Annotated in this window: 18 protein-coding genes; 8 read left to right on the top strand and 10 right to left on the bottom strand. The window is 42.2% G+C overall.

Annotated features, from left to right (window positions below; translation table 11 throughout):
• Nucleotides 1–34: 34 nt before the first annotated feature.
• The 6 genes from FHW88_RS10745 to FHW88_RS10720 form a co-directional block, all read right to left on the bottom strand.
• Nucleotides 35–1,660 carry an NADP-dependent glyceraldehyde-3-phosphate dehydrogenase gene (locus FHW88_RS10745; protein WP_176625328.1) on the bottom strand — a complete coding sequence of 542 codons (1,626 nt, stop codon included), beginning with the start codon at nucleotides 1,658–1,660 and terminating at the stop codon, nucleotides 35–37.
• Between the two features lie 179 nt (nucleotides 1,661–1,839).
• A complete protein-coding gene (locus tag FHW88_RS10740) occupies nucleotides 1,840–2,631 on the bottom strand; it encodes a mechanosensitive ion channel family protein (protein WP_176625326.1) in 792 nt (263 codons plus the stop codon).
• A 364-nt stretch (nucleotides 2,632–2,995) separates the two neighbouring features.
• On the bottom strand, nucleotides 2,996–4,630 hold the full coding sequence (groL, locus tag FHW88_RS10735; RefSeq protein ID WP_410505662.1) for a chaperonin GroEL: 1,635 nt from the start codon (nucleotides 4,628–4,630) through the stop codon (nucleotides 2,996–2,998).
• Nucleotides 4,631–4,776: 146 nt separating this feature from the next.
• A complete protein-coding gene (gene groES, locus FHW88_RS10730) occupies nucleotides 4,777–5,052 on the bottom strand; it encodes a co-chaperone GroES (protein WP_090530466.1) in 276 nt (91 codons plus the stop codon).
• 341 nt (nucleotides 5,053–5,393) lie between these two features.
• Nucleotides 5,394–6,155, bottom strand: a complete 762-nt coding sequence (locus FHW88_RS10725; RefSeq protein WP_176625322.1) for a hypothetical protein — start codon at nucleotides 6,153–6,155, stop codon at nucleotides 5,394–5,396.
• 173 nt (nucleotides 6,156–6,328) lie between these two features.
• Entirely contained in the window at nucleotides 6,329–9,082 is a 2,754-nt protein-coding gene (locus tag FHW88_RS10720; RefSeq protein WP_176625320.1) for a DNA gyrase/topoisomerase IV subunit A, read from the bottom strand.
• 367 nt (nucleotides 9,083–9,449) lie between these two features.
• Here FHW88_RS10720 and FHW88_RS10715 point away from each other — a divergent pair, with 367 nt between their 5' ends.
• Both FHW88_RS10715 and FHW88_RS10710 read left to right on the top strand, forming a co-directional pair.
• Nucleotides 9,450–10,079: a hypothetical protein gene (locus FHW88_RS10715; protein ID WP_176625318.1), complete on the top strand. Its 630-nt coding sequence runs from the start codon at nucleotides 9,450–9,452 to the stop codon at nucleotides 10,077–10,079.
• A 272-nt stretch (nucleotides 10,080–10,351) separates the two neighbouring features.
• Nucleotides 10,352–12,250 (top strand): DNA topoisomerase IV subunit B, encoded by a 1,899-nt coding sequence (locus tag FHW88_RS10710; RefSeq protein WP_090530453.1) that lies wholly within the window; start codon nucleotides 10,352–10,354, stop codon nucleotides 12,248–12,250.
• A gap of 215 nt (nucleotides 12,251–12,465) precedes the next feature.
• Here FHW88_RS10710 and FHW88_RS10705 read toward each other — a convergent pair whose 3' ends face one another.
• Nucleotides 12,466–12,927, bottom strand: a complete 462-nt coding sequence (locus tag FHW88_RS10705) for a DUF4019 domain-containing protein (protein WP_176625316.1) — start codon at nucleotides 12,925–12,927, stop codon at nucleotides 12,466–12,468.
• Between the two features lie 116 nt (nucleotides 12,928–13,043).
• On the opposite strand from FHW88_RS10705, the gene FHW88_RS10700 reads away from it, so the two are divergent.
• Both FHW88_RS10700 and FHW88_RS10695 read left to right on the top strand, forming a co-directional pair.
• Nucleotides 13,044–13,535, top strand: a complete 492-nt coding sequence (locus tag FHW88_RS10700; RefSeq protein WP_091171669.1) for a cytidine deaminase — start codon at nucleotides 13,044–13,046, stop codon at nucleotides 13,533–13,535.
• Entirely contained in the window at nucleotides 13,535–14,194 is a 660-nt protein-coding gene (locus FHW88_RS10695; protein ID WP_176625314.1) for a GDSL-type esterase/lipase family protein, read from the top strand. Before FHW88_RS10700 ends, FHW88_RS10695 begins: the two co-directional genes overlap by 1 nt.
• Nucleotides 14,195–14,262: 68 nt before the next feature.
• On the opposite strand, the gene FHW88_RS10690 is transcribed toward FHW88_RS10695, so the two are convergent.
• A complete protein-coding gene (locus tag FHW88_RS10690) occupies nucleotides 14,263–14,691 on the bottom strand; it encodes a nuclear transport factor 2 family protein (RefSeq protein WP_176625312.1) in 429 nt (142 codons plus the stop codon).
• A gap of 173 nt (nucleotides 14,692–14,864) precedes the next feature.
• On the opposite strand from FHW88_RS10690, the gene FHW88_RS10685 reads away from it, so the two are divergent.
• The 4 genes from FHW88_RS10685 to FHW88_RS10670 all read left to right on the top strand — a co-directional run bounded on the left by FHW88_RS10685 (nucleotide 14,865) and on the right by FHW88_RS10670 (nucleotide 17,097).
• Entirely contained in the window at nucleotides 14,865–15,377 is a 513-nt protein-coding gene (locus FHW88_RS10685; protein WP_176625310.1) for a YdeI/OmpD-associated family protein, read from the top strand.
• A gap of 48 nt (nucleotides 15,378–15,425) precedes the next feature.
• Nucleotides 15,426–15,761, top strand: coding sequence for a winged helix-turn-helix domain-containing protein (locus FHW88_RS10680; RefSeq protein ID WP_176625308.1), 336 nt, complete (start codon nucleotides 15,426–15,428; stop codon nucleotides 15,759–15,761).
• A gap of 170 nt (nucleotides 15,762–15,931) precedes the next feature.
• On the top strand, nucleotides 15,932–16,426 hold the full coding sequence (locus tag FHW88_RS10675; RefSeq protein WP_090530433.1) for a molybdopterin-dependent oxidoreductase: 495 nt from the start codon (nucleotides 15,932–15,934) through the stop codon (nucleotides 16,424–16,426).
• 221 nt (nucleotides 16,427–16,647) lie between these two features.
• Nucleotides 16,648–17,097, top strand: a complete 450-nt coding sequence (locus FHW88_RS10670; RefSeq protein ID WP_090530430.1) for a hypothetical protein — start codon at nucleotides 16,648–16,650, stop codon at nucleotides 17,095–17,097.
• Between the two features lie 178 nt (nucleotides 17,098–17,275).
• Here FHW88_RS10670 and FHW88_RS10665 read toward each other — a convergent pair whose 3' ends face one another.
• Together FHW88_RS10665 and FHW88_RS10660 are read right to left on the bottom strand one after the other, a co-directional pair.
• Complete coding sequence (locus FHW88_RS10665) at nucleotides 17,276–17,578, bottom strand: DUF4286 family protein (RefSeq protein ID WP_090530427.1); 303 nt, start codon at nucleotides 17,576–17,578, stop codon at nucleotides 17,276–17,278.
• Between the two features lie 124 nt (nucleotides 17,579–17,702).
• Nucleotides 17,703–19,511 carry a tetratricopeptide repeat protein gene (locus FHW88_RS10660; RefSeq protein ID WP_176625307.1) on the bottom strand — a complete coding sequence of 603 codons (1,809 nt, stop codon included), beginning with the start codon at nucleotides 19,509–19,511 and terminating at the stop codon, nucleotides 17,703–17,705.
• Between the last annotated feature and the right edge of the window lie 5 nt (nucleotides 19,512–19,516).

Genomic DNA, 19,516 nt, shown 5'->3' with positions numbered 1-19,516 from the left:
CCAGGGCTACTTCTCATGACGTCCTAACGGTTCCCTACAATATAAACTTCGTGCTTAGGAAATTGGAATCATTGTCATTCACAATTTCATTGATGATGTTTTTGTTGGTTTCGGTCATTTTAGTGGTAACTAATGAGCGGATTGAGAACGACCTTAAGGCATCATGTACCGAAAGTGTACCCTCGGCACTGTCCTTACGCCCGGTGAACGGAAATACATCCGGACCGCGCTGACACTGACTGTTAATGTTTACGCGGCTTACTAAATTCACAAAGGGATCGATCAGTGACGAAATTTCCCTGGCATCATTACTGAAAATACTCACCTGCATACCATGTGGCGAGTCTATCTGGTAAGCGATAGGCTCCTCAATATCTTCAAATGGAATTACTGGGATCACCGGTCCAAATTGCTCTTCGCGGTACAGTTTCATGTTTTCATTAACCGGGTAAACTATGGCCGGGAAAAAGAACGAAGCCGATGTTTCACCTCCGTTTTCGTTAATCACTTTTGCGCCGTTAGCTAAGGCGTCATTTACAATATCGGTAAGGTAAGCCGGTTTATGAGGTTCGGGGAGCGGGGTAAGTTTTACATCCTTTTCCCAGGGCAGTCCGAACTTAAGTTTGGCAACCGCCTCGCTTAATAGTTTTAAAAACTCATCAGCAACGGCTTTATGTACAAATATCACTTTAATAGCAGTACAACGCTGGCCGTTAAATGACAGCGAGCCTAAAATACACTCGCTCACAGCCTGCTGCAGGTCGGCATGTTTGGTGACTATGGCTGCGTTCTTGGCGTCCAGACTTAAAACAGCTCTTAAGCGATTAATTTTAGGGTGACGCTTTTTCAAATCATTTGCTACTTTGCTTGAGCCAATGAAAGCCAGCACATTCACCTTGCCCGATGACATCAGCCCGGGTGTTACCACTGCGCCCCTGCCATAAATGGTGTTCACCACTCCTTTAGGGAATGATTCCTGGAAGGCTTTCAGCAATGGATAATGCAGCAGTGTACCGTGTTTAGGCGGTTTAAATAAAATAGTGTTCCCCATGATCAGAGCGGGGATCAGCGTAGTGAAAGTTTCGTTTAACGGGTAATTAAACGGACCCATGCAAAGCACTACCCCCAAGGGCGAACGACGGATCTGGGCCACCAGCCCCTCGGCCATTTCAAAACGTGACGACTGGCGGTCGATATCTTTTAACGCGTCGATGGTGGCATTGATGTATTCAATAGTACGGTCAAATTCTTTAGCCGAATCAGCGTATGATTTGCCTATTTCCCACATCAGCAGTTTTACCACCAGCGTACGTTGTTCGCTCATTTTGTAAATAAAGCGCTCCATACATTTAATACGGTCGGCAATGCTCATAGTGGGCCATTCGCCGCGGCCATTGTCATAGGCTTCAAGGGCGGCATCCAGGGCCTCAAAAGCTTCTTTTTCGGTGCAAACCGGGTACGTGCCTATCAGCTTCCGGGTAAAAGTACCGTCCTCTGCCCAAAAACCAACAGGTGAGTAAACTTCACTTACTTCGCCGTGCCATGGTTTCATTTCGCCACCGCTCAGATATTCGCGCTGGTGTACTTCTTCAATCTGGAATTCGGGGGGGATATTATTTTCATCAATAAAAATTGAACTGAGCTGGGTTTTAAAACTCATATTTTTTCAAGGGTTTGATTTCCCTAAGATAAAAAAAGCCTGCTTTAACAAGCAAGCTTTATGTGTTATAAATTGTTTACTGATTTTTAATAGCCGAAGGCATTATTGATGATCCGATCCGCCTTCGTGGAAGAATTACCCTTTTGAAACGCCTTTGATTCCCGGTTTCCTGCTTCTTATCAAAATCCTGGTTTAGGGAAGTTAACGCCACCCGCGGCAAGCTCTTTAAGCATTTGTTCCTGAAGGTTTATTTTAGCATTGAGGAAATCGGCAGGATCAACCCAAACATTAATGGTAAACCTTACACAATCGTTATCCAGGCTGATAACGCCCACCCGCGCGGCCGGGTCGTGCAGGATATCCTTATTGGCGTCTACCACAGCTGTCATGATAGTCTTGACCTTTTCCATATCGTTGTTATAGCCTACACGCATTTCAAAGTCAAGGCGGCGGCGGCCTTCGCGCGTTATGTTTACAATAACTTCATTAAACAGCTTTCCGTTAGGGATAATGACGGTTTTGTTATCGGCAGTAATAAGTACAGTATAAAACATCTGTATAGATACCACCCTGCCATCCTGACCCTGGGCAAGAATACTGTCGTCTATTTCAAAAGGTTTTAACAATAGTATCAGTACGCCACCTGCAAAGTTTTGAAAGGTACCCGATAGGGCCAAACCGGCCGCTACTGAAAATGCACCGATGATGGTAGTGAAGATACTCATCTCCAGCCCTATGATGTTCATTACCCAAATAATGAGTAAAACATATAAAGCTGTAATGGTTAGGCTTAAGAAAAATGGCTGTAGTGATGAATGGATGCCACGCTTCATCATACGCATGCGCAGCCTTGCACGCAAAAACTTAATAAACCATAAACCAATAAAAAATATGATTAGTCCACCTACATAATTAGGGCCGCGGTTAATAAGCCAATGGTGGAACTCAGTGTAAAATTCGTCCAGTTTCATAACTGGGCGCAAAGTTAATAATTATCTATTAACTGTACAGGGAAACGAAGAGCTCGGGGCCCTTAAACAACACCCACTCAACCAGTGTGCTTTGTATTTGTTTTGTTTTTTGAGATAGACGTTTCATGACCTGCATTATTCAAATCCTGTGCCTGATTAGTGCTGTATCAGATTTGTTATGCAAAACTACGTATTACGACGCCCCGCGAAGTTGAAAATTAATCAAATGATTAATTAATGACCATTGAATTACCTTAGGATGACTATAAAGCCTCTTTTAAAGCACAAAACCCTGTATGCTTTTGCATACAGGGTTTTGAAAGTATATAAGTTTCTATACACCCCTTCAGGGGCTTGGCGACTCTTACATCATGCCGCCCATGCCGCCGCCCATTGGTGGAGCGCCTGCTTTTTCATCTTCAGGATCATCAGCCAATACAACTTCGGTAGTTAATAACATGGAAGCGATTGAAGCTGCATTTTCTAAAGCAACGCGGCTTACTTTAGTTGGGTCGATAACGCCTGCAGCAATCAGGTTTTCGTATTTATCAGTACGTGCGTTGTAACCAAAGTCGGCAGTGCCTTCTTTAACTTTTTGCACAATGATTGAACCTTCGATACCAGCGTTTTCGCAGATCTGACGTAAAGGCTCTTCGATAGCGCGACGGATGATCTGGATACCAGTGTTTTCATCTTCGTTATCACCTTTAAGATCGGCTAAAGCAGCAACAGCACGGATGAAAGCAACACCGCCACCAGCTACGATACCTTCTTCAACAGCGGCACGTGTAGCGTGTAAAGCGTCGTCAACACGGTCTTTTTTCTCTTTCATTTCAACTTCGGTAGCAGCACCTACGTAAAGTACAGCAACACCGCCAGATAATTTAGCTAAGCGCTCTTGTAATTTTTCACGGTCGTAATCAGAAGTTGTTGATTCGATCTGAGATTTGATCTGGCTTACGCGGCCTTTGATCTCTTCTGCAGAACCTGAACCATTGATGATAGTAGTATTATCTTTGTCGATAACGATTTTCTCAGCAGTACCTAAGTAGCTAAGGTCAGCGTTTTCTAATTTGTAACCTCTTTCTTCAGAGATCAAAGTACCACCGGTAAGGATAGCGATATCCTCTAACATAGCCTTACGACGGTCGCCGAAGCCCGGAGCTTTAACAGCGGCAACTTTCAGTGAACCGCGGATCTTGTTAACTACCAAAGTAGCTAAAGCTTCGCCGTCAAGATCTTCAGCAATGATCAGTAATGGTTTGCCAGTTTGTACTTGTTTTTCAAGGATAGGAAGCAATTCTTTCATTGAAGAGATCTTTTTGTCGTAGATCAGGATGAAAGGGTTTTCTAATTCAGCTTCCATTTTGTCAGCGTTGGTTACGAAATAAGGAGAAAGGTAACCACGGTCAAACTGCATACCTTCTACAGTTTTAACTTCAGTTTCAGTACCTTTTGCTTCCTCAACAGTGATTACACCATCTTTACCAACTTTTTCCATTGCTTCAGCAATTAATGAACCGATAACCTCGTCGTTATTTGCAGAAATAGAAGCAACTTGTTTGATTTTGTTATTGTCTTCACCAACAGTTTGTGACTGAGTTTTCAGGTTTTCAACAACTGCTGCAACCGCTTTATCTATACCGCGTTTCAAATCCATTGGGTTTGCACCGGCAGCCACGTTTTTAATACCTGCAGTTACAATAGCCTGAGCTAAAACAGTAGCAGTAGTAGTACCATCACCTGCAATATCGGCAGTTTTTGAAGCTACTTCTTTAACCATTTGAGCACCCATGTTTTCAAGGGCGTCTTTTAATTCAATTTCTTTAGCAACAGTAACACCGTCTTTAGTGATGGCTGGTGAGCCAAATTTTTTGTCGATGATTACGTTACGGCCTTTAGGGCCTAAGGTTACTTTTACTGCGTTAGCAAGGATATCAACACCGCGTTTCAGGGCGTCGCGTGCTTCAACATTGTATTTAACTTGTTTTGCCATGATGTTTTAATTATTTAATTATTGAATTAGCGAATGAGTGATTTGATTTCGCTTTCAATAATCTATTTTTTTAATTTCTTTGATTTTAAACCAGCGGTTTGAACAGGAATAAATTCACTAATTCAATAACTCACTAATTCACTAATTGGTTAAAGTACCGCGTATATGTCTGATTCACGCATAATTAAGTACTCTTTACCTTCATAGGTAATTTCAGTACCTGCATATTTACCATATAAAACCTGGTCACCAACTTGTACGGTTAAAGGCTCATCAACTTTTCCCTGTCCAACTGCAACGATGGTTCCACGTTGAGGTTTTTCTTTGGCAGTATCAGGAATGAAGATACCTGAAGCGGTTTTCTCTTCGGCTGCTGCAGCTTCCACTACAACCCTATCGCCGATCGGTTTAATGTTTAATGACATAGTTATAACTGTTTATTTTATTTAAGTTTTTCAGCCCGATGTGCAACATCAATTATGCCAAGCGGGTATTATGGCAAGTATTGACAGGCTAAACTGTTTTAATGTCAGCAAAAGGTTATTTGCGTTTTGCAGCTTAACAATTTTTTAACCCGATGGTGTCAGGTTGTCAGTATGACTTAGGGATGACGGTAGGGGAAGTAAGTGAGTAATAGAGATAGTATAACCAACTATGGCCCTAAAGCGTCATTGCGAGGTACGAAGCAATCGCGAACTATGCATGGCGGCTCTGTAAATCGGGGATTGCTTCGTACCTCGCAATGACGTTTGGGTGATGCTGTCTGTTACGTCGTCTTCCTAACTGCCGACAGCTTTTTCAATTCATCCTTGGCCTTGGCAAACCATACCTTATTGCTTTTACGCTCAACCGGGCTTAACTGCGATTGTTCATTGAGCATATCGGTAAAAATTTGCCATGCATCATCATCGCGGCCTGCACGGGTAAGGAACATGCCATATTCGTAACGGGGCTCAAAGTAGGAATAACGTCCCTTCATTAATTTAAATTCATTTTCGGCCTGCTCTTCCTGGTAAGTAAGCTCAAGCGATTTGGCGTAAAGGATATGCGCTTTTGAGCGGGCGAATTGTGGTAACTTATAAAGTTTTTTAGCAATTGGAATAACCTCGTTATACATTCCCTTTTCAAAGTAAGCTACAATGAGCTGTGCCATTACATGCTCATTTTCGGCAAAGGCGCCGGTAAGGCTGTTTTTATATATTTCGAGTGCTTTATCAATAAGACCGGCTTCCAGGTAGGCATCTGCCAATTTTACACGGTTGGCAAATGTATCTTTAAACCTAACTTCATCTTCAAGACGTTTAATTTTGGCCCCGGGGTTGATTACCGCCTCAACATTTATTTTAGGTGCACGGATGCCGCGATTAGACAGGATCTCACTGTAGATATAATACAAACATCCGAATACGGGTATTACTATAAGGATCCAAAGCCATTTTTGCTGGGTACCGCGCCGCAGGCTATGAATGATGCAAAATGCCTCTAATGCCAATATAAGATAATAATAGTTGCCGCCGCCGAAGTACATGTCTGTTTATGATATAGGATTTGGTAATATTCAAAAATAACGAAAAAGCAGCTGTAAACAAGGGTGTTTATAGCCGTAAAATAATTTTTTGCTATTGTTTGAGTATTCATTAAACCGGATTAATCTGCAGGTAAATAAAAAAGCCACCGGTTATTGTTGCCGGTGGCTTCACGTTAAAATAGCCCTAATTGTCCCTGATCGTCTATGTCGATATCATCGGGGTTAGTGATCTCAAAATCTATCTTTTTTGGTGGCTTCGCAGGAGTATCCCCTGTTTGTTCGGTTGGTTTTGTTTGTTTTTCTTCTTGTTCTGTTTCTTCGGTTAATTCGGCTGGTTCAGTTGGTCCAGAAGCCTCAGCGGTAATCTCTGTCACTTCGTTTTCCGCTTCTTCGGTAGTTTCTGGTTCTCCGGTACCGTCGCTAATTAACTCAACCGATTTTATAGGATGCTGTGACAGGCGGTTACCCATGGCCTTCATGCCTTTAACATCAATTACTTCAGAAAGGTTAAGTTCAATGGTTTCGGGAGTTTGGTCTTTGCCTTTGAGCTGCACTACACTAATTACAGGAGCGGTTTGTGCTATCAGTACCAGTTTTGAACCCGGTTCGTCGCTGATGATGCTTACCTGTTTGCCAAGTGCTATATTTTCGAACGTAAACCTTTTAACCAGATAGTTTTTCGACTTGCCATCAATATGGATCACCGAATAAACTTTTTGGGCATCGTACTTCTCAATCAGGATCATCTTATCATCAAAGTGATTGTTCAGATCAAAATTGGTGAGTTCATAAATGCCATTGCTCAGTACATTCAAAATGCGGTCGTCGCCGTCAAATTCGCCCAGGTATTTACCGCGGCCATCGGCATTAAGGCGTTTTAAAATATCATCATACCATATTTTGCGACCGGCCAAAGTTGATACACCTTTGCTTTTCAGCATGATCTTTTTAACCGGGTATTTAGTGATGATATTACCCATCGAGCCGCGGCCTTTAATGGCTATCGATGCAAAGTCTTCATCAAACTGTAGTTTTTTAAGTTTAGCATGGGGCTTAAGCGCAACATTCACTACCTCGGCTTCACCGTTAGGGTTAGCAGTAAAATATAATACTTTTGAACCTTTGGTGCCTTTGGTGAGGTCATATTCTTTATCACGGGTTACGCCAACTACCGAGAATCGTTTGATATAACTGATGCCACTTTCGCCATCTTTATATATCATATTATAAACGGTGCGTTCGTCGTTCTTTTTAAATACAGCAACGTGAATGATATCCTTACCCACAAAAACCTTGTCCTGTACCTTGGTAATCATGCAACGCCCGTCCCCCCTGAAAACAATGATCTCGTCAATGTCTGAGCAATCGCCGACATATTCAACCGAGTCATCTTTCTTCAGGCCAGATCCAATAAAGCCATCGGCCCTGTTAACATATAGCTTGATATTGGCCAATGCTACCTGTGCGGCTTCGACCTTATCAAAGGTGCGCAATTCAGTTTTACGCTCCCGGTCTTTGCCGTATTTGTCTTTCAGTTTCTGGAACCAGGCAATGGTATACTCAGTGAGATGTTTCAGATCATGTTTAACCTGTTTGATCTCATTTTCCAGTGTCTTCATCTGCTCATCCGCTTTTTTAACGTCAAAGCGGGTGATGCTGCTCATAGGTTTATCTATCAGCTTTTTATAATCTTCGGGCTGAATGGTACGATAAAACTGAGGGAAGAAAGGCTCAAACAAGCGGTTCAACACTTCCAACACCACTTCAAAATTGCCTGAGTTTTCGTAGTCGGGGTTTTTATACATCCCCTCCTGGATAAAGATCTTGAGTAATGAACTGAAGAAGATCTTCTCCATCAAATCTTTCAGCCTGATCTCCAGTTCCTGTTTGAGCAGGTCTTTGGTAAAGAACGTGCTTTCGGTAAGCATGTCGTTCACGCTCATGAAGCGCGGTTTATCATCCTGTATCACGCAAGTATTTGGTGATATAGATACCTCACAATCAGTAAAGGCGTAAAGCGCGTCGATGGTTACGTCGGGCGAAATGCCGGGGGCTAAGTGAATAATGATCTCTACATCCTTAGCCGTATTATCCTCAATCTTTTTGATCTTGATCTTACCCTTGTCATTGGCAGAGATCACACTATCTATCAGGCTGCCGGTAGTGGTAGTAAAAGGTATTTCGGTAATGGCGAGTGTTTTTTTATCGCGCTCGATAATTTTTGCCCTTACCCGTACTTTACCACCGCGCTGGCCTTCGTTGTATAGTGAAGTATCGGCCATGCCCCCCGTTGGGAAGTCGGGCATTAAGTTAGGGCGTTCACCTTTTAGTACAGCGATAGACGCGTCAATCAGTTCAATAAAATTGTGAGGCAATATTTTGGTAGCCAAGCCTACCGCAATACCTTCGGCTCCCTGTGCAAGCAGCAAGGGGAACTTTACCGGTAGGGTAATAGGTTCTTTATTTCGACCATCATAGCTGGCCTGCCAAACGGTGGTATCCGGGTTAAAAACAACATCGAGCGCAAATTTTGATAAGCGCGCTTCAATATAACGGGGAGCTGCTGCCGAGTCGCCGGTTACAGGATCGCCCCAGTTACCCTGGCAATCAATCAGCAGGTTTTTTTGACCTATCTGTACCATGGCATCGCCAATAGATGCATCACCATGCGGGTGATATTTCATGGTGTTACCGATAACATTGGCGGCTTTGTTAAAGCGCCCGTCGTCCATTTCCTTCAACGAATGCAGGATGCGGCGTTGTACGGGTTTCAAACCATCGTTAATATGCGGAACAGCCCGGTCGAGAATTACATAAGATGCATAATCAAGAAACCAATTTTCATATAACCCATCGAGTGAGGTAACGGTGTGTAGTTTTTCTTCATTAGGGTTTGGTGTATCGTTTTGATGCAGATCTTCACTCATTATTCAATAAAAACTTTTGGATTGGTAAAGATACGGATTATGTACCGATGTGCAGATGAAGTGAACTACATTTTAATGTCTTGTTAATATTTATTTATAACAAAATTGTTACGTTTGGGTAGGCTTGCAACAATTACAAATCGCAAGCGTAAAAATTATTAATGCAACAAATAATTGATTGATATTGTCGTTAAAGCATAACGGTTATTTGGATGCGGGAGGGTGTTGATTAATTAATTTGTTTATATATTTACCTATGGTGCTTTACCCGGGTTTTTTCCTGGCTGCCCCTTAAATGAAAACTATTTTGAAGTTAAACCGGCCCTTATTGCTTATGGCTTTATCATTGCTGTGCTTTACAAAAAGCATGGCCCAGATAAAAGTCCGGCCTTTATATGCTCAAAATAACAAGAAGCATACCGGGGTTAATAGTAAACCAGGTTATTCAAAACCGAAGCCCGTTACAGATCAGTTTAAAGAATTTACCAAGCTTTTGGCCCAGGCCAATGTAATTTATACCCCACCCAGGGGGTTTAAAGAGATTCCCGCTCCCAATGATGAGGATTTTTCATTTGATTATGCGTTGCAGTTGCCGGGGCAGGATTTTGAAGTATGGTTCCAGGTAAAATCCCAGAAACAGAATTATACCAGTTATGAGCAGGGGCAATATGATATTGACCGGGAAACCGAAAACCCCGACTCGATATATATAAATATGAGCAGGGCGCACGCCATAGCCTTTACCGGCGAAAGGGATAACTTTATGCGGAGCATACCGGTTAACGTTTTAAACAGATATAAAGCTGATGCCGGTAAGTCATACCTGTTAAACCTGCTCGATTTGCCTGCTACCAAGCATTATAAATACGCGCTGCTTATCGCATTACAGCGTAACCATACCGGCACCATTATGGCTGTTTGTTTTACTAATGATAAAGGCCCCGAGTTTTTTAAAAATGTAGACAGGGCAAGTAATTGCTTGAAGTTTAAGCCGTAGTCCTCGGTGTCATACTAAGCAAAGTTCCTCTCTTGAGAGGGGGCGGGATGGAAACGAGTAATGGCAGGGGTGTGTATTCGATTAGTTTATCAAAATAGAAACACACCCCTCCGCCCCTCTCAAGAGGGGATTCGCACAGCCCTCCCTTTTCTAAGGGTTCCCGATCCCCCAATGTTAATAAGTTGATATTTGCTCTCCGTTAATTCAGGCGGGAAGTTTTATTTTTGCAGTTAGGCGTATTTTTACGCTGTTTAATTTTCTACTTTATATACATGGCAGAACCAGTTAATTATAGTGAAGATAGTATCCGCTCCCTTGATTGGAAGGAGCACATCCGTTTACGCCCCGGTATGTATATTGGTAAGCTGGGCGATGGCTCTGCTTATGACGATGGTGTATACGTACTGCTTAAAGAGATCATTGATAACTCGATAGACGAGTTTGTAATGGGATCGGGCCGTACCATTGAGGTGAACATGAGCGATCATAAGGTATCGGTGCGCGATTATGGCCGCGGTATCCCCTTGGGTAAAGTGATCGACTGTGTATCCAAAATAAATACAGGCGGTAAATACGATAGCAAGGCCTTTCAAAAATCGGTAGGTTTAAATGGGGTGGGTACCAAAGCGGTTAACGCGCTTTCCAACTCATTTACAGTGCAATCATACCGCGATGGCCGTACTAAACTGGCCGAGTTTGCCAAAGGCGAATTGATTCGTGATGAGAGCGAAAAAGATACTACCCAGCGTAATGGTACCGCTATCAATTTTATACCCGACGACACCATTTTCAGGCATTACCGGTTTATCCCGGAGTTTGTAGAAAGTATGATCTGGAACTACGTGTTCCTGAACGCGGGCCTTACTATCAATTTTAACAATCAAAAGTATTTTTCGGAGCGCGGCCTGTATGACCTGCTTACCCGTAATACGGATGCTGAAACTTTACGGTACCCAATTATCCACCTTAAGGGCGAAGACATTGAGATAGCCATGACCCACGGTCAGCAATACGGCGAGGAATATTACTCATTTGTTAACGGTCAAAATACTACCCAGGGCGGTACGCACCAGGCCGCCTTCCGCGAGGCGGTAGTAAGAACCGTACGCGAGTTTTATAAAAAAGAGTTTGATGCTTCGGATATCAGGGCTTCAATTGTTGCGGCTATTGCCATAAAAGTTCAGGAGCCGGTTTTTGAATCGCAAACCAAAACCAAGCTGGGCTCACAAAACGTTGGTCCGGATGGCCCGTCTGTACGTGGCTTTATTAACGATTTTGTTAAAAAGGAGCTTGATAATTATCTGCATAAAAACACAGAAGCTGCTGATGGCTTGCTAAAAAGGATCCTGCAATCAGAACGGGAGCGTAAAGATATTGCAGGTATTAAAAAACTGGCCAACGAGCGTGCAAAAAAAGCATCATTGCATAACCGCAAACTGCGCGATTGCAAAGTGCATTTTGACGATACGCACGAACGTAAACAGGATACCACGTTGTTCATTACCGAAGGTGACTCGGCCAGTGGATCGATCACTAAATCGCGTGATGTGATGACCCAGGCTGTGTTCAGCTTAAAAGGTAAACCCCTTAACTGCTTTGGCCTAACCAAAAAAGTGGTGTACGAAAACGAAGAATTTAACCTGCTGCAGCATGCACTGAATATTGAGGACGGCCTTGATGCTTTGCGTTACAATAACATTGTGATAGCTACCGATGCCGATGTGGACGGTATGCACATCCGCCTGTTGTTGATGACCTTTTTCCTGCAGTTTTTCCCTGATCTGGTAAAGGCCGGTCACGTTTCCATATTGCAAACACCGTTATTCCGCGTACGAAATAAAAAGGAAACCATTTATTGTTACAGCGATGAGGAACGCCGCAACGCCATAGCTAAATTGGGTAATAAACCCGAGATCACCCGGTTTAAAGGTTTAGGTGAAATTTCGCCCGAAGAATTTGGTTTATTTATTGGTAAAGACATGCGGCTTGACCCTGTAATATTAAGAGATGCCAATGTAAAGGCACTTCTTGAATATTTTATGGGCAAAAATACTCCAGCCCGCCAAATGCATATCGTTAATAACCTGCGGGTTGAAAAGGATGATGAAACCATCAACCCAACAATAGCTAAAGAAACTGAAGCTGAGGAAGAGTTGCCAGTGGCTGTATAAACCTTGATTTGCCTGATTAGGGGATTTTCCTGAGTTGTGTAACTTAAGAAAATTCCCTAATTTGTTTCAAGCCAGTGGTCAGTGTTTTCACCATACCGCACGATGTGGGATACGATTGCAATAATTGAAATAGCCGTAAAAGTGGTGCGGTGATAACATATACCACTAGCTCAATTTTTGTAATGCCCTAATTTTTTGTTTTGATTATGTGCTTTTTATTTAAAGAAGCCGTCGGAGTTGATATTATAGGCGAGGATTTTAATCGAACCATCTTTTTCTTTTACAAGCCTGATCGATTCAACCGCTTTATATTTGCTGTGTTTGGTGTTGTATGCAAAAACATATTCTGCAGATGGGTTAGTCCCCACAACCCTGCGTGTTTCCCATTTGTTTACCGTTGTTGAGTCAAGGTCGCCAAGTTTGTTTTCTGTTGCGGTGTATAACTCAAGTAATTTATCCTTGGTTGTAACCGCCCAAAACTGATTACTGTAAAGCTTAAAGGTGTCGTTGTACTTTTTAGCTTTTATAAGCTCAAAAAGTTTATTCGTTACTTTTTCACCGTCCTTTTTATCCTCTTCCCTGTTTATATAAGTATTGTTAAAGCTGCATCCATTTAAAGTAATGACAGTTGTAAATAAAATTAAGCAGCGAAATTTAAGTGATTTAATAAATTGCATGAGCGTGAGTGAGTTTAGATAATGGAATAAATGTAAATAAATCTTTTCAAAATTTTAATCCTGTTAAAATTTCCTTATCTTGTTTCCCCCGATTTTTTAACAAGGGTTAATAATATATGATAAGTCACGAAATTAAAATAGCCTTTGACGAATATGAGTCGCTGGCCGATCTTGATAAAGCCGACAGGCAGCTGTGCCTTGAAGCACAGAAAGCATTAAAAAACTCACATTCTCCATATTCCAAATTCCGTGTTGGGGCTGCACTTCGTTTGCAAAGCGGTAAAATTATTTATGGCAGTAACCAGGAAAATGTAGCCTATCCATCGGGTTTATGTGCCGAGCGGGTGGCATTGTTTAACTGGGGAGCCAATCACCCTGATGATCCTATCGAGGCTATGGCGGTAACTGCACACTCAGATGATTTTCCTATTGTAAAACCAATTACCTCATGCGGATCATGTTTACAGGTATTGGCCGAATGCGAAAAGCAGCAAAATCAATCAATAAAAATTATATTGCATGCCGAAGATGGACCGGTTTGGATCATCAAAGGCATTGAAAACCAATTGCCGTTTTTATTTTTTGAAGAACGCATAGCTACTCCATAATGAAACTGAAGTTTTTTTTTCTCTTCATAGGTCTTGCATTTAGTATTGATGTATTGGCCCAACAGGGTTTCCCGTTTGATAATGAGATCAGGGCATTTAAACATCAGGATAGCCTGAGCTTTCCAAAACCAGGTGGTATTTTATTTATCGGCAGTTCATCTATCCGTAAGTGGACAGATCTCGAGCAGCGGTATGCCGGCAGGCCTATTATAAGGAGGGGAGTAGGCGGTTGCGAATTATGGCAGATAGCAGATTATTACACGCCTTACATCCTGCTCCCATACAAGCCACGCAAAATTTTTGTTTATGCCGGCGAAAACGATATAGCGGCAGGTAAATCGGCCCAGGCGGTTGTCGCTTCATTTGCAAAGCTGTGGGAACTAATTCATCAGAAATTGCCGGGTGCCGAAGTGTATTTCATGTCGATTAAACCGAGCCCGGTGCGCGCTAAATATTATGATGTGGTTTATGCCGCGAATGAGCTGGTGAAAAGCTATCTGAAAGGTAAACCAAAAAGTTATTATGTCGACCTGGTTCCGGCTATTTACAAACCGGGTACTACAGCCCCGGATTCAAGTTTGTTTAATAACGATTACCTGCACCTTAATAGCAAAGGTTATGATAAATGGCAAAAGGTACTTGATCCGCTGGTGAAATAAAATAAAAAAAGCCCCGCACCAACGGGGCCTTTACCTACTTACATATTAAACACTAAACTAAAACTTACTTATTTAAAAACGCTGTACACGTTTGTGATTTTCCAGCCGCTGCCGGTGTTGGTAACGGTTACATAGTTGCTACGGGTAAAAGTGCTGTATTTCATATCAACTTTTACTACGGCCAGGTCGTTGTTGCTTTCAACAATTGAGGTGCTGGTAACGCAGTCCTGCTCAGTATTTTTATTGGCTTTTAATAAGTCAACTACTTCGTTTTTGGTAAAACTTAATACTTTAGTACCGCGTAACATGCTGAATTTTGCCGATTGATCTACCACTTCGTTAAAGCCCTGTATTTTGCCGCGGGTCATGGCATCTATATAAGTGTTGATGGCGTAGTTTTTGGTTAAATTGTCGCCTTCTATTTTATCTGTTGCTTTTGCAGCAGTGCCTATTACTAATAAGGCTAAGCCAAGCATGATTGATTTTAAAGTTTTCATATTGTTGTTGTTTTTTAGGTTTTTAACTTTTAAATTGTTTTTATACTCATAAGACATCGCTACCATGCATTACGTTACAGCCGATACAACTAAATATGACGATTTAACAAACATTTAACATTTTCGCATATTTTTTAGGCATGATGGTAACAATATGCCGTTGAATAATACTTATGGTTGATTTTAATACTATTATATTACAGTTTGCCGAACAGGGTGAAAAAACAGGGTGGACATACATTGAGATTCCGGCCGATATAGCGCAGGAAATGAAACCCGGCAATAAAAAGTCATTTCGTGTAAAAGGTAAACTGGATGAGTTTGAGGTGCGCGGCATGGCCCTAATGCCTATGGGCGAAGGGAATTTTATTATGGCTTTACGCCGCGAGATCTGTAAAACCATCCACAAGCATCGCGGGGCCATGCTCCGGGTGCGTCTTGAACCCGATAATGATTTCAAATACATTGTTCCTGATGATTTGATGGAGTGTTTGGAATACGAACCCGAAGGCGGCGAGTTTTTCAATAGCCTGACCGGAAGCCACCGGGGATATTTTATAAAATGGATTGAGAGTGCCAAAACCGAAGTTACCCGCGCTAACCGTATAGCACAAACCGTTAATGCCATGGTGCGCCGTATGGATTACGGGCAAATGCTGCGGGCCCAAAAAAAAGCAAGGGAGTAACATGTGTAATGTATCAGTTGTAATAAATTTGATGATTAATAATTATTAATGGAAATCCCTTCATTTAAACTTAACGGTCGCATCTGGATAGAAATGGACGAGGAAAAAGTACTTGGCCATGGCCGGGTTGAGTTACTTGAGCGGATCCATGCCTCCGGCTCCATCAGGCAGGCCGCGCTGCAAATGAAAATGTCATACAAGCAGGCCTGGGACTTGGTGAACCACATGAATGATGGTTTTAAACAACCCCTCGTAATTTCAAAAAGAGGGGGAAAGGGTGGTGGAGTAGCCTTGCTTACACCATTTGGGTTGGAAATTATCGGGGAGTTTAAAGATCTGCAGCAAAAATTCTCTCAATTTTTAGAAAGGAATGGCAAAAAGTAAAAGTTTTTTCTGGGTTTAGTATTGAAAATTAAAAAACGGTATTCGTGGTGGATTGATTTGTCGATCCTATTCTGCATTTTTGCGTTGTGTTTTTTAAAATATAACGAAATCGCTATATGATATAAGCGTTTTGCAGATCTACAGCAATCAACAAATAACTAACATCAGCCATGAAAAAATATACCCTTGTATTGTTTTTACTGATTGCCGGTTTAGCAACCCATGCCCAAACCGAAACTAAAGAGTCAGTAGTAAAAGTAACCGGAGAAGTAACAAATCCACTAACCATTGGCCCTGCCGAGTTGCAGCAATACAAGCAAACCACAGTTACCCGTAAGGACAGGGACGGAAAAGTCCACATCTATTCGGGCGTAATTGTATCCGAAATACTGACTAAAGCAGGTGTTACCCTGGGCGCCGACTTACATGGTAAAAACCTGGCTAAATATCTTTTAGTTGAAGCCAGTGACGGTTACCAGGTACTTTTTGCTCTTGCCGAGCTGGATAAAGCTTTTACCGATCGCATGATCATTCTTGCTGATAAAGTTGATGGACAGCCCTTGGCCCCAGCCGATGGGCCATTCCGAATCATTGTTCAGGATGAAAAGAAACCTGCGCGTTGCATAAAGCAGGTAACGGCGATGAAGGTTATGTTTGCGAAGTAAATCTTGCTTTGTTAATTCATTCTGTTTAGATGGAACATAGGCAGCGTTCAAGTATCGTGAACAAAAATGAATTGGCGCAAATTGTATTCAATCGCAAAACTAAACAGCTTGCAATAGCTAACGGTGAAAGTATTGAAATAGCCTATAATAATTATGCAGGAATGTTACAGATAAATTGCTGCTGAATGCTATCTTAGTTCGTTAATTAATTTAAACCTTTCATGATTCCATATAGCCAGGCTGTAGAGCAACTCGAAGAAGAGAAACCTAAAATATATACCCTTAACTCAATCAGGGTAGCAACATTTATATTCGGGCCATTAGCCGCGGGGTATTTGGTATCTCAGAACTACAAAGCGTTTAACCAGAAAGATAAATCAACCACAACCTGGATAATTGCCGTTGTCGCATTGATCGCAATTATTGGCCTGGCTGTTATTACTTCAAATACAGAGCGGTTTCCAAGATTTATATTTCCATTGGCTTATGCCTGGGGGACTTTCCTGCTTGTACAAAAGTTTCAGGGCGAACAAATGAAGGAACATTTTGCCACTGGAGGTAAAACCTTTACTATTTGGCGTGCTTTGCTTGCCGGGCTAATTTGTTTAGTTGTTACACTGGTAGTAATATTTTTGATCCTTTTAATGATACCCGGCGCTCTTGACGAATAGGAGCATGAGAGTTTCTTAATAGATCTTGAACTATCAAACTATATCATAGGATATATATAATCTCTGAACAGCGAGCCAGCACCAGAGGTGCTAAGGGTTTGTAGAAAATGAAATGAACAGATTTTCAGCGTGCCAGAGATACGCGACCTCAACGCCACGCATCGCTGGCACAATTAGTTTATTCCACCTCTTCCATCAGGGTATTGAACATCACAAATTTTTCGTTAAATTTTTCCTGGTGGGTAGCCTGGAATTTATGCAGGTGGTTCATGTAAAACTGCTGAAAATGCTCAATGCTATCAGCATTGTATTGAATACAGTAGGTAACCCCTTCGTTTGGCGAATCAATAACAGTCAGGATGCGGTACGAGCTGAAATGTCCGGTAGCCATGATAGCCGGGATATGGATGGTTTTGATATAGTTAAGCCATTCGTCATGAATGGTTTCGTCAATTATTATGGTATCGTTGTATACAATCATCTTCAAAAATAATCATTTTCGATTTAGGTCATTAAATCATTTGGTCATTATGTCATTGGTCAGGCGTAAAAGTAAAGTCCGTTTGCTAAGTAATAACCTAATGACGCAATGAAACAATGACCTATCAGGACGCATCCGGTTTATCGCCCCTTAATACTCTGAAACGTTTGCGGGCTTCGTTGATCCAGAGGCTGCCAGGATAATCGGTTATAATTTTCTGGTAATAGGTTTTGGCGGTGGCTTTATCGTTCAACCGGTTTTCGTAAATATCGCCCAACATAAATACAGCATCATCCGCCCAAAGATCGGCGGGGTGCTCTTCAACAATTTTCTTTAATAAAGGTACCGCTCCGGCATAATCCTTCTGCTGGATCAGGATGCGAGATTTTGACATCATGATATCATCATCTAAAGCATTGTTCGGGAACTTTTTGCCAATACTGTCTAATATCATTACTGCCTTTTCGGGATTTTGGGCAAAAATCTGCAAATCGGCCCGGGCGTACATTTTAAGCGCTGCCCCGCTGCTATCGGCAGCAAGATTATCCTGGATCAGCAGCAATAGGTTAAGTGCATCATTTGCTATTAATTGCGATGTAGCAACTTTCAGCACATCCAACTGTCCCTTTGCCCAGGTGAAATCTCCGGTATAATAAGCCATTTTCGCGTTTCTGAATAAGGCATCTTGCCCGATGGCAGTAGCCGGGAAATCTTTCTCAACCTGGCTGTAAAGCAGCGTTGCTTCCCAGGGTTGGTTGTTAAGCAGGTAAATATCGCCTAAATCAAGCTTGCAATCGGCTAACAGGTTTGGCCTGATATCATTTAGCCTGGTAGCTTCTTCCAGCAGTTTTTGGGCGTCCTTAAGTTTGTGAAGCTTAAAGGCTTGCAGGTTGGCCAGCTTTTGCATGGCAAATGCGGTACTGCTGTTACGGCCAAATTCGGTGAGCAGGTCGTTATAATCCTTTTCAAGTCCAAGCAAATCTTCGGGCAGGTATTTGCCCGATGTTACTTTCAGGTTTTTGGTGTTGATCAGCTCAATCTTTGAGGGGATGTATAAGGAGGTTGTTTTCCCTTTGCTGATAATGTATTCATATCCGCGGATGGCTTCGTCATAAGCCTCATTGGCGATGAAGGTACGGCAGAGGTCATAGATGCTGTTACCATCGTCATTTTGCCGGCGACTTAAGGCAAGTGCCTGGTTAAGGGCCAGATCAAATTCTTTTTGCTGCAGGTATTGCCAGGTAAGCAGATCGGCATAAATGGTTTGCTGCGGATCTTTTTGGATGCGCCTCAGCAAAGCTGTTTTAAGCATATCATAATCAGCGCTACCCTCGTATACATTTGAAAAAGCATTTTCGGCCTGGTTTATAAAATTGGGATTTTGAGGTAAAAAGTTCAGGTATTCGTCGGTGAGGGATATTTTGTCGCGCTTAAAACGGTAAAGGTTAATAAGCTCATAAGTAAACATGTTATCATTTTTAAGCAGTTTCCGTCCTTGCTGAAAAATTTTGATTGCATAATCAATGTTAGCGCTTTGGTAAAATTGGGATGCCAGGGCAGCTATTTCACCCTGGTCGGCAGGGAGGCTTTTGATCAAGTCGTCATAAATAGCGTCAGCTTTGGCCATATTGCCCTCCTGCGTGTAAATGTTACCCAGCATTATAGCATACTGGTGGTCATCAGGATGGCGGCGGATCAGTTTTTTGGTGATGCCTTCGGCTTCATCAAATTTTTTAAGGTTGAGCAGTGTATTTACGTATACGCTATAGTAATTCTCGTTGTTTTGCTTGTATAACTTTTGATAAATTTCGAGTGCTTTTTGCGGTTCGCCGTTAGCATTGTATTGCCTGGCCAGCAGCAGTTCATTGTCCTGTGCAAGCAGCCTGCCGCTAAAGCAAAAAGCAAGAATAATAACAATATATAAAGCCCTCATCTGTT

The sequence above is a fragment of the Mucilaginibacter sp. SG538B genome, from assembly GCF_013376065.1.
Classification (GTDB): domain Bacteria; phylum Bacteroidota; class Bacteroidia; order Sphingobacteriales; family Sphingobacteriaceae; genus Mucilaginibacter; species Mucilaginibacter rubeus.
This window is presented reverse-complemented; position numbering and strand designations above follow the sequence as displayed.